Origin of the sequence: Tenacibaculum amylolyticum (assembly GCF_964511145.1) — a bacterium.
GTDB lineage: Bacteria > Bacteroidota > Bacteroidia > Flavobacteriales > Flavobacteriaceae > Polaribacter > Polaribacter amylolyticum.
On the sequence record NZ_CAZEFZ010000009.1, the window covers coordinates 74,464 to 86,262 of the forward strand.

At 28.6% G+C, this 11,799-nt stretch carries 11 protein-coding genes; 1 reads left to right on the top strand and 10 read right to left on the bottom strand.

The genetic code is table 11. The annotated features are described in order from the left end of the window. Positions 1 to 129: 129 nt before the first annotated feature. The 4 genes from ACKTTC_RS04985 to ACKTTC_RS05000 all read right to left on the bottom strand — a co-directional run bounded on the left by ACKTTC_RS04985 (position 130) and on the right by ACKTTC_RS05000 (position 2,231). Positions 130 to 573, bottom strand: coding sequence for a hypothetical protein (locus tag ACKTTC_RS04985; RefSeq protein ID WP_408038703.1), 444 nt, complete (start codon positions 571 to 573; stop codon positions 130 to 132). Positions 574 to 629: 56 nt separating this feature from the next. Next, entirely contained in the window at positions 630 to 1,052 is a 423-nt protein-coding gene (locus tag ACKTTC_RS04990) for a hypothetical protein (protein WP_408038704.1), read from the bottom strand. Positions 1,053 to 1,114: 62 nt separating this feature from the next. Then, entirely contained in the window at positions 1,115 to 1,453 is a 339-nt protein-coding gene (locus ACKTTC_RS04995) for a hypothetical protein (RefSeq protein ID WP_408038705.1), read from the bottom strand. Positions 1,454 to 1,733: 280 nt separating this feature from the next. Beyond that, positions 1,734 to 2,231, bottom strand: coding sequence for a hypothetical protein (locus ACKTTC_RS05000; protein ID WP_408038706.1), 498 nt, complete (start codon positions 2,229 to 2,231; stop codon positions 1,734 to 1,736). Positions 2,232 to 2,538: 307 nt separating this feature from the next. Between ACKTTC_RS05000 and ACKTTC_RS05005 the strand changes: the two genes are divergently transcribed. Further along, the gene (locus ACKTTC_RS05005; RefSeq protein ID WP_408038707.1) at positions 2,539 to 4,773 is read left to right on the top strand and encodes a T9SS type A sorting domain-containing protein; all 2,235 of its coding nucleotides are present in this window, start codon (positions 2,539 to 2,541) and stop codon (positions 4,771 to 4,773) included. Positions 4,774 to 5,254: 481 nt separating this feature from the next. Here ACKTTC_RS05005 and ACKTTC_RS05010 read toward each other — a convergent pair whose 3' ends face one another. The 6 genes from ACKTTC_RS05010 to ACKTTC_RS05035 form a co-directional block, all read right to left on the bottom strand. Beyond that, positions 5,255 to 6,331 (bottom strand): toxin-antitoxin system YwqK family antitoxin, encoded by a 1,077-nt coding sequence (locus tag ACKTTC_RS05010; protein ID WP_408038708.1) that lies wholly within the window; start codon positions 6,329 to 6,331, stop codon positions 5,255 to 5,257. A 139-nt stretch (positions 6,332 to 6,470) separates the two neighbouring features. After that, on the bottom strand, positions 6,471 to 7,526 hold the full coding sequence (locus ACKTTC_RS05015) for an SMI1/KNR4 family protein (protein WP_408038709.1): 1,056 nt from the start codon (positions 7,524 to 7,526) through the stop codon (positions 6,471 to 6,473). 203 nt (positions 7,527 to 7,729) lie between these two features. Beyond that, complete coding sequence (locus ACKTTC_RS05020) at positions 7,730 to 8,698, bottom strand: alpha/beta fold hydrolase (protein WP_408038710.1); 969 nt, start codon at positions 8,696 to 8,698, stop codon at positions 7,730 to 7,732. A gap of 78 nt (positions 8,699 to 8,776) precedes the next feature. After that, the gene (locus ACKTTC_RS05025; RefSeq protein ID WP_408038711.1) at positions 8,777 to 9,256 is read right to left on the bottom strand and encodes a hypothetical protein; all 480 of its coding nucleotides are present in this window, start codon (positions 9,254 to 9,256) and stop codon (positions 8,777 to 8,779) included. A 96-nt stretch (positions 9,257 to 9,352) separates the two neighbouring features. Continuing rightward, the gene (locus ACKTTC_RS05030) at positions 9,353 to 10,384 is read right to left on the bottom strand and encodes a DUF5694 domain-containing protein (RefSeq protein ID WP_408038712.1); all 1,032 of its coding nucleotides are present in this window, start codon (positions 10,382 to 10,384) and stop codon (positions 9,353 to 9,355) included. A gap of 216 nt (positions 10,385 to 10,600) precedes the next feature. Further along, positions 10,601 to 11,707 (bottom strand): hypothetical protein, encoded by a 1,107-nt coding sequence (locus ACKTTC_RS05035; protein WP_408038713.1) that lies wholly within the window; start codon positions 11,705 to 11,707, stop codon positions 10,601 to 10,603. Positions 11,708 to 11,799: the final 92 nt, after the last annotated feature.

The window sequence follows — 11,799 nt, forward strand, 5'->3', positions numbered from 1 at the left end:
TTAGAAAACTAATTTAGTAAGTGATTATTGAATAAACAATTATTTTATTCTGATAGTACAAATCCGTATTAAAAGGCTTTAAGGCTTAGCTTTTTATAAGCAATGAGAATTATAAGAAGTTGTTTTTAATTAGTAGATATTCTTTATTACAAATTTTGTGTCGTTAAAGACACATTCATCACCTACAGTTTTTTCTTTTAAATAGGTATACAAAGGCGCATTAATAGAAATTCCAACATACTGTTTATGATCATATTCAAAAGGTTTTGTAGCTATTGCAACAATAAGGAACATGTTGTTTGTTTCTATAATAGCTCCAATTCCTATAATCGAAGTAGGAGCGAAGCTTACCTTTTTAAGGAATTCAATATTCTTTTCATGAATTTTAGTTTGAACATCTAATTTTTCCGATACTTCAACTCTGGCATTTAATTGAGATTCATCGCCAATATCAATTATTTGATCACATGAGCGTCCATTACCGCATACATCATCAGGTTGATTAAAAGTACTATGACTAATTTTAGCTAGTTCTTTTTGAATTAGAAGTTGTTTGATTTCAAGTTTATTCATTTATAAGCTTCGTTATATTGCTTTAATCTAGTAAAATTTAAAAAAACTATTTTATTTTAGTCCACAATTAATATTTTTTCAAGTTTATTATTTCTATTTTGATAAATTATATTCTCTTTTCTAACAAAAGTTAATTTCCCTTTTTGTTTAGTCTTTTTGTCATATTCCCAATATTTGCCTTTTTCAAAAATAAAAAGGATTCTTCCTTTCTCAGTTCGATCAACGTTGTTAACAACTTTATGCTGTATCTCATAAACCTTGTTGTCAAATTTTTCTAATAAAAGCTCTATTTTTTTACCTTCTTTATTTGAAGTATACATTTTATTCCCTTCTATAATTAATATCAAATCTTTTTTATTTCCATTTTCATCCAAATTATAAACCCTTTCAGAAGTTATTTTTTCAAGTGAACCTTTAGTTTTATTACTTTGACATCCAATAACTAATGTTAATATAATCGATACAAATATTTTTTTCATTTTTTTAAGTACAGTAAAAGTAGAAAGCCTATGTCTTATTTAGAGGTTTTTACCTTTTTTATTTAAGTATTTAATCTGCTTTTTGTCTTATTAGTTATATAAATTTGATTTAACCTTTTGTGAATTTCATCAAGATTAATTTCTTTATTTCCATGACCAGCAGTTGATATGTTAATTTTTGATTGTTGGTCTTTAACTGTAAAATGATTGAAAAAAGAAAAAGAAGAAAAGGGGGGATGTTTTATTTCTGAAATAGTAATCTCGTCTAAATTCATTACAATTTTTGTTGAAGATTTTAAAAGTCTGACTTGCTTAATAATTAACTTGTTTTCATCTAAATTTAATACAATACTCTCCAAATGAGTTTTGTTATTATAAAACAATGTTCTTAATAACATCATAATAATTACTATTATCGTATACAGGATTACTCGGTCAAATTCAGGTTTTAGACCATGTTAGTAAACTTTTAAATAAAATAAAAAATAAGACTGAAACGGGAATATTTATAAAGATATTCTCTAAGATGGTGTTTAATCTAATTGCCTTTTTCTTATTTTCAAATAATATTTCCATAGAAACAATTTTAGTAGAGCAATGTAATGTGTTTTTCAAATGGTGTACAACGTTTAGTATATGAGGCGTAGCATCACGGAGTGTGCTATGATTTCATATACAGTGTTAGCTGTTTTTATTTTTTTCATTTTGACGATTCCATACTCGTGTTACATTTTCCACATTCTGGTTGGTCATTTTTTGAGCCCTGATAAGAGTTCTCACACCATGAATCATAATCATTGATGCTTTTCCAGTTTCAATGAAATATTTCAATTCATCACCATTTTCAAGTTCAACTAACCCAAATGTTACTTGGCCGTCTTTGTATCCCTTAAAATCTCCATATTCTTTGTCTGTTGCTCTTGATAAACTTTCAGCTCTTTCTTTTCCGTTCTCTACTGTAATAAGTTTCTGGGTAGTTAAAATGCTATAGTTTTCTCCATCAATTAAAGTCGAACAGATTATCAGTTCATCTTCAGTTAAGATTAATGAAAGTCCTTGATAGGGAAAGTCTATATTCGATTCATAAAACTTTGTCCATTTAAAATCATATGGTTTCATTGTACTTCTCTTTATAGAAGCAATACAAATATTATGTATTGATTTATCTGACTTTCTCATTTCTAATTACTGCTAACGTATTTGTATATGATTTTCCGTTGTTGTGGGAAGATAATTAATAAGATTGATATTTCGCTGAGGAAATTCAATCTTATTAATTTTATACGGTGTTGTAATGCGTTTTATTCCTATTGTTTTTTTCTTAAATTTTATATATTAGATTCGAAATATTAATACCATCCGAATCATCATCTCTAATTACAAGTTCAGTTTTTGAGAACTTCTCGATAATATAATCCCGATTCCAAAGATTAAGAGTTGTTTTGTGTAGTCATAATTACTTTTCTATATTTGTGAAAAAAAGTATATGAAAACAAGAAACATCCTTAGTGTATTATTAGTATTATATATTTCAACACTGTATTCTCAATGCCCAAGCGGATCTGTTTACTTAAATAGCCAAACAGATGTAGATAATTTTATAATAGACTACCCAAGTTGCACAGAAATAAATGGAGATTTACAAATATATGGAAGTTCTAATACTGATAAAATCATAAACTTAAGTGGATTAACAAATATAGAAAACATTACAGGGTTATTATCTTTTAATTCTTTTAGTACAGATATTAATTTAAACGGTTTAAATAATTTAAAAACTGTTAATAAGCTTTCATTTTCGAGTCTTCAAAATGGATTTGGGTTAACAGGTGATTTTAGTAGTTTAGAAACTATTAATAATAATTTTTCTATTGAGAATATCAACTCTTCTAGTATTGACTTTTCGGATAAATTTAACTCTTTAACTAATGTTAATGGTTCTTTCATTATTAATAACAATTTTGATTTAGAAGCTTTTTTAGCTCCTAATAATTTACTTACAATAGGTGGAAGTTTATTGATAAAAAGTAATGATCAGTTATCTAATATAGGAGGTTTTGATAAATTAGAAACGATAAATAATAATATTGAAATAAAAGGAAATTTTAAATTAGAAAAAATACCTAGCTTCAATAAATTATTTTCTGTTTCTGGAGATATTTTAATTGAAAGAACAGATATAAATAAAATTGAAGGCTTTAATTCTTTAAACTCTTTAGGAGGTAAGCTAAAGTTTTTAATAAATGATTCTTTAATACAAATATCGGGATTCAATAGCATAATTAATTTAAATGATGACTTTTTTATTAGCGGAGCATCGAGTTTAACATCTATAACTGGTTTTGAGGAATTAAATAAAGTTATTGGTGATTTTTATATAGGTTCAGTTTCTACTGTGAATTTTGACTCTTTCAACAATTTAGAGACTGTATCTGGAGGTATGACTATTAGTAATACTACAGATCAAACTTCTAGTTTTACAGGGTTTAGTAATTTAAAAAGTGTTGGTGCCAGCTTATTGTTATCAAGTATAAAATCTAGTGAATTTAATGCGTTTTTAAGATTAGAAGCTTTAAAAAACTTAATCATAGTAAGTAATTCTTTTTCGAATGTTTCAGCTTTAAACAGCCTAATTAAAATTGAAGGTGAGTTAAGTATATTTAGTAATACAGATATAACAGATATTAACTTCTTACCTAATCTAGAAATTGTTGAGGGAGCAATTTCTATACATATTAATGATGCCTTAGAAAGAATAAGTGGTTTGAATAAGCTTACAACTATTCTTGGGAAAATATATATACAAGGTAACTCAAACTTAGAAACATTTTCTGGATTTAACAATTTAATTGAAGTAGAAAAAGAAATTCAGTTTTATCAGAATCCCAAATTACACACTATTGATGGGTTTGAGAAAATGGAAGTTATACACAATGACGGTTTAGTTGTTATAGATAATCCATTACTTGAAAGCATTACTGGATTTAATAAATTGAAAACGATTGAAGGAAATTTATGGATTATGGATAATAATCAATTAAAGAGTATTGATGGATTTATTAATCTTGAACATGTACAAAATGAATTTGGTATAATACATAGTAATTTAGAAGATTTAGAGAGTTTAAAAAAAATAAATTATATCGGTGGAGGAATTACAATACAGTACAATCCTAAAATAAGAACCCTAAACGGTTTAATTAATGTAACATCTAAAACAGGATATATTAATCTAGGTAACAATTTAATCCTAAACAATATTAATGGTTTAATTAACATAGAGTCAATCGAAGACTATTTAATAATTTCTGATAATCCTGAACTAAGTCAATGTAATATTACCCCAGTCTGCTCTTATTTAGAATTAAATAATCCACCTACAAATTTTATAGATAAGATTGATAGAAATAAACTTGGATGTAATAATATTGATCAAGTCATAGGTCAGTGTAATACTTTAAATATAAATGATAATAACTTATTTGACTTTACTTTTTACCCAAACCCAGCGGAAGATAAAATTCATTTAACAAGCAATTGGAATTTAAACTCAACTATTTACATAAAAATATATGATAACTTGGGTAAAGAATTAATTTCAAAAGATTTTTATCCGTCAAAAAAAATGGAAATAGATTTGCATAGGTTAAAAGTAGGGGTTTATTTTTTGGAAATTAAAAGTGAGAACAAAAAGAGTTCTTTTAAAATTATTAAAATATGATAAATATTTTGAATCTCAATCTTGAGCTTTTTTAAAATTTCTTGAATTTAAGTTTTTTAAGAGTTTTCTTTTGGAGGATGATTGTATTTTTATCAAACAATTGTAAACTAACTTACAAAAAAAACTTTCTATTGTTCAAACCTAAAAGAGTTAATAGTGTGTTAGACTCAATATGTACCTTTACCCTAACTTAACTTTTTGTTTGTCGTTTTTTAAACGACTATTTAAATAACTTTCTAAAAAAGTTATTCGTTTCTTTAAATTAATTTTTACACTTTTGGCTAGATTTTGACAAGTTTTATAAATCAGTCTTTCAGTAAAGTATATTCCTTTAATACATTACGGTTTTGTGTATGATTAGTTGCGGGAAATGACGCGAGTCATTTTCCGCCGTAACCGAAAGATAATTAATAAGATTGAATTTCTGTTGAGGAAATAGGAAATTCAATCTTATTAATTATACACGATGTTGTGCGTAGTTTTAATGCATTATAGAATCTAAAGGTTCTCCAAAATTATAGATCACTGTCTTTTCTAAATTGCCAGATTTATCAAAGAATCTAAATTTTCCATTGAAGTAACCATCGCTTGCAATCCCTTCCAGTTTTTTATTTCCATTTTCATGGTAAACTATTACTTGACCATCATGTTTATTATTTACTTTAGTCGATATTTCTTCTAATGTGCCATTCTCATAATATCTTTTCAGGCTAGCAACATTATTTTTGTAAATTATTTTGGCTTCTACTTTACCGCTTGGGTAATAGTTTATTTGTGTGCCACTTTTTTTCATTGAAGTAGTGTCTAAATCAAATATCTGCAAAAGTCTTAATTTACCATTTTTATAGTATGTCTTACAGCTATCTTTTAGCTCTCCATTCCAATAATTCCCAGTAAACTTAATTGTTCCATCATTATAATATTCCTTAAGTAAACCGTGAATTTTTCCATTTCTAATAAAATTCTGTTCTTCAATATTGCCGTTTTCAAAGTACATGATTGCTTCTCCGAATTGTTTACCTTTCTTCCAATAAGAGATATTTTTTATTTTACCGTTAGGCCAGTAATTTTCTCTTTTGCCATGTTCTAGTCCATCTTTCATTTCAATAATTTGTCTCAAACTTCCATCTTCACTGCGGTACTTATTCCATATGCCTTGTTCTAAATTATTTTCAACTAAGCCTTCCATTATAATCACTCCTTTGTTTGAATAACTATGTTTGAAATAACCATTTTCAAGATGTATTTTATCTATTGAGTCACCTTTTCTCCAAATAGTTTTTACAAGTTTTTCATTTTTATCATAAAATTTTTCAATTCGGTTTGGAAATGAATCTATTACTTCTAGTTCTCCGAAAATTGTTCCGTTATTGTAAAAATATGTTAGACTCCCTTTCTTGTACTTTAATTCGGATGTTGTATTTATTTTTTGCCATCTTCCTGTTTTACCATCTTCTTGGTAGAATACATAGTTTTCATTTCTGTATTTCTCGTCAGAAATATCATCTTTACACGAACTAAAGATTACAAATAGAACTATTAAATATGTTATTTTCAATTTAGCAGATTTGTTTGGTTAAATTATACACAACGTATTTGTGTATGATTTTTTGAGGGAAAAGGACGCGAGTCATTTTCCGTTGTTTCGGAAAGATAATTAATAAGATTGAATTTCCGCTGAGGAAATTCAGCCGCAATTAATTATGCCCCTTGTTGGCGGTAGTTTTTATATCAGGATCAGTTACAAATTCAATGTACTCTAACAATTCTGAATTTTCTGACTCTCTTATTGTATTAAACTCATTTAACCAATCAATAGTTTTATCTTTATTGTATAAATGAATGTTTCTTAAAAACTCAATCGGTTTCTTTTTAGCAAGTTTTGCTATTTCTTTTTTTGAATTATCATAATCAAATTTGGTCAATAGATTTAATAGAAAAATCTTTACGTTTTTATTTCTCTCTTTTTTATAAGCCTTTTGTAAAATTCTAATTGAAGACTCATTTAGTTTATCAAATGACCTAATATAAGACAATGAAACAAATTTCCAATAAGGCTCTTTATCTGACAGAAACCTATTTACACAACTTTCTTCTGATTCGCTAGTAAATCCTTTTTGTTTAATACTTTTTCCTGAGATAATATCGTTTAACCAGTTTTCATACCAATCTAAAAAGTTCATTTCTTGTACGAAATGAGGGCAATATTCTATTTCGTCATAAGTATGAACAACTCTATCTTTATTTTTTCCATTTAATATAATTCCTAAATAACCAGAGCATCCAGAAAAGCCTATATTTAATATTCCAGAATAAGCTTTTGCAACTTCTTTATCATAGTCTTCATCTGAAATATTATCATCCATTTCATTATAAATTCTATCCCATTCTTTTTCGGTTATATTTTCGTTAAAATAGGGAACTTTTTTTAAATAGTTTAATGATGTATCAACTATAAATTGAGATGGATGTCCTAATTTAAATATTCCATAATCAGGTCCAGCACCTGAATTACCTACAACTGAATTTTTATATTCTAATCCACCATTACCAATTTCGGATAAAAATGTTTTGTAAGTCTCTGGAAGAACTATTTCATATGTTTTTTCGAAATCATTTAATTCTTGTAAATCCAAAGGTGAATTCAAAATATACTTATGGGAAGAAGCTCCAAATACTTCAAAAAAAGAGTCTGTATTTTTTGCTAACCTTAGTTTTATTTTAATTCTTTCTATTTGATTTAATTCGTCCATTTCAAATTACCGCCAACGGACTTGTGTATGAAACATAGCGTGTAAAAAGACACTAACTTTTCGGATTAACACAGAGCCGAATTTTTATATTTTGTGTTTAATTTTCTCTTTTTAAAAACTTGCCGAACATTATAAAAATACACTAAACTTTGGATTAAGCCTAAACCCCGTATTAATTATAGCCATTGTTGTAAAACGTTTTTTCAATCAATTGATTCAGTCATTAAAAGTATTTCTCTATTAATTTTTTCAGCATTTTCCTTCTTTGTGATTATTGAACCGTGATTTGCGTCGATATAAAAATGTTTTCCTTTAGTAGATAGTCTTTTTAATTCTTCTTGCATTTCAAACCATATTTCAGGTTCTCCATATTGTTCAGTTGCCGTAAAAACTAATACAGGTAATGAGTCTAATTTACTTGCTTGACTTGCTCTTAATAGAATATTATCGTTAATGTTATTTTCCTTTAGATATCTACGATAAACTTTTCCCGAATAAGAAGTGAGATTACGTTTGCGATTCTGACAGTCTTTTGGCAAATCCTTATCTATAGATTTTGGATTGCTTATTGAACTATAAACTCCCATTAGTCCCATATCGGAAAGAACTGCAAGTATTTTTATGAGAGCAATTTGGTTTTCTTCAAATAATCCATTTTCAGTCAGTCGTTCCCATTGTTCTGGATGACTTGAGTCTATAAAGACCATTCCTTTTACTTCATTTGGATATAGGTCTCTGAATATTCGATTATATGGTCCGCCCATTGAATGACCAACTAAAATATAAGGTGGTTTTTCTCCATTTTTTTCCAATAATGTATGTAATTGGCGAGCGTAAAATTCTGGTGTAATACTGTCTTTACTTGATTCGCTAAACCATTTTCCTTCTCTGTCATAACGTATAACTCTCATATTTTTTTTCAAACCTTCAGCAATCCAATGAAACACGTCTGTATCATTTCCCGCTCCTGATTCAAGAATAAGAGTTGGAAAATTATTTTTTTGACCTTCTGCTCTTATATGAAGTTTAGTACTATTTACATCAACTAATTTTCCAGGTGGAACAGGTTTTGAGCTAAATAATCTAAAACATAAACCTGATATTAACAATATGATTATAAATCCAGCTAAAATTTTACCAATCCATTTGAGTATTTTCAGTATTAATTTCATAGTAGTTTTTTCGTAAATGTTTTACAACGTTTAGTGTAAAATGAGTTTTAATGCATTTTTATACAGTGTTGTACTTAGTTATATTTCAGTTGCTTGATATTTGAATGGAGTTTCATAATCTTGAAATATTATGTTTCCACATTCACACTTTTCATCCCAAGGTCTTCCAACATTTTCTTGAGTGCTAATCGTTTTTTCTTTTTGGCATTTGGAACATTTAACGGTAAAATAGACTCTCGCCCAACCAAATTTAAAATTTGATTCTACGTTGTATTTTAAGTCTGTAAATTGATGATAATCAAATTCAATTAGATAATTTATTTTAACTCCATCTACTTCTTTTATTATCTCTCTTTTTACTAATTCACCTAGAAATCCTTCACATTTTTTCTTTGGTGTACAGATTCCTTTTTTATTGATGTTTTCAAATATTATTGTTCTATGATCTCTTTGGCAATTAATACAGGGTAGTGATATTTCCAATTGGTCAGAAACCTTTACAAAACTTTCTGGATTCAATTTGAAATAACAGCTTAATGTATATTGAAATTTGCCCATCTATTTAGTTCTCTAATTAAGCACAACGTTCCGGCTAAAAAGCGTTGCTGTTCCGTAAGGCAGCTATGATTTTTTAGCTATTGTTGGCGGTAGTTTTTATTCAAACTTCAATAATTCAATATTTTCTACCTGCATTAAGTATTTTTCTAAAAATCCAGTATGTGATGCACCAATAATAATGAGAATTTTCTTGTTTGGGTTACGTGCTACTAAATTCAAAATATTTGCGGCTATATTTAAATTTCGCATCTCCCACAAATAGTATCTTGCTTTGTCTGAACCCGATTTGAAGTCTGTTTCTAACCAAATTTTCCACTGCGCATTGAAATCACCGTTTTTATATTCTGTACTATTTAAAAAAGAATATAAATTATAGAAATCACCAGATTTAATGGATGATTCTGTCAACTCATTTACTTTTTGAAAAACAGGTAATTCATTAATACCAGAAAAAAGTTCAGCATTGGCTTTAAAGTCTTCCATAAAATTTGGATAGTACTTAAACAAAAGTGATTCGTCTTGAAAATTATCGATGGGATCCAATCGATTTAACTTTTCTTTTATTGCAAGTTGCATAGCCAAGCTGTAATATTCATTCTTGCTAGTCATTTCTCTTTCCAGAATGCCAGCTAAATACTTTTCAAATTCTGTTGTGAATGTAGACTTGTCTTCAATCATCGCGTACTGTAACACGGCTGAGGGTAAATCTGTAATCGCCAGATAATTGAAGATCAATTGCTTGTGATCTTTTGAATCAAGTTTCTCCTTGCTCAAGAGTTCCTGAATAAATTTTTCTGCATCCAGAAAAGTTACTTGTCGATTAATTCTAATAGTGTCTGCAATTTCCAGATATCGGACACCGAATCCCCCTTTAGTAATTCCATCGAACGCATGATCATTTCTTGATTTAATATCATTTAATAATTCACCAGACATTTTCTCTATTCCAATAATGTCAAAATTGAATGAATCAAGTTTTGCAATGACCTTATCAAGCATAGAGACCTCGAATCCTTCAATATTGTCCAGATGAGAAGTCCCCAATATCAGTACTTGACTTTTATCATCTTGACTATATGTTGCAGGGATTAATAAACAAGTGAGTATAATTATGTATAGGATTTTCATAAAAATGAATTTAGATATATAATGTGACAATTTAGCAGATTGAAATGTTAGAATTATTTTCTCAATTGCCGCCAACGACTCGAATATGCGTAGTGCGGGATTTAAGGAACTTCATTATCAAACCACTATATTGCTTATTAAATGATTTACTGTTCATATTTCCTAAATTGCCCCGCATTACGTATATTTATTGTTAGCAATTGTTTCTTTTGAGATTTAGTTTGTTACGTTCGCTGTAATTTTCAGTTTAGCTGTTTCTACTAAATCGTCAATGGCATTATGTCTAGCAAATTTTGTATAGAATACGGCTGTAGTCTTGTATTCGCCTACTGGTAAATTTCCGTTCACTTGTACATTGATATTAGCACTTTCATTTGGTGCTAAACCGCTTGATAGAAATTTCATATCTGCAGTGATAAAATTAACCGTTGAACTCGGTACTTTATCTTCGTAGGTAGTCGCCGATTGAAACACTAATTTATGGTTTCCTATATTTTTCCAAGTTGTAATACCTGTAAAATACTCCGAGGAACCTGGTGTAGTTACATCTGGTGTAGAAATATCCATATTTTCAATTACTACAGGGTTTTTCACATCAACAAATACATTTACCCATTTTATTCTATCATTTGCATCATCTCTTAATACAATGATAAAGCTCTTTGGGTAGGCAAAATCAAAACTGGCTTCTGAAGTTGGATATGGCGTATTTACATCTACAATAGGAATGGAAGAGTCTTGCGTATAAAAGACTTCTTCGGCATCAAATGTGGCGGTTGGTTTTAGGTTGGAAAAATCCGTTCCAGCGGGTACAAATAGATAAATATCCTGTCTGTTTACATCGTTAGCGCGTCTTTCAATTACAACATCATCAGATAATTGAGGGTTTTTACTTGCTTCAAACTTAAAATCAGTGACTGTTAGAGTAGACGGTGTTGGTATTACTTCTTGTTCAATATTTACGGTATAATGTAACAATTCTTTTGATTTATCTAACACATTTACAATGGTGTGTACGTGACTTTGTGTTTCGTAATTCAGAGTAGAGCTGTTACCAGGTAGAACGTCGAATCTACTTAGGTTCAATTCGTCTGATGTAATGGAAGAAGCAATTCCATTTAACGAAACTATGTTTGGTACCACAATATCAATTTTACCAAATGATGTTTCCTCATTATCTACAATGGTAGGTTGTGTAATATTGATAGAAACCGGTGTAACACTAAATAGAGGGAAATCGGATAGCTTAGCATCCTCAAGGTTTATTACATTTTGATTTGGATTGGTGTTATTATCCTCACTGCAACCGCTAAGAATTGTCACAATTACGGTAAATATTATAGCGTTAGTTGTTAAGTTTCACAACATTGTGACTCATAAAAAACTGACTTAACACCTGTAATTAGAAACTTTTG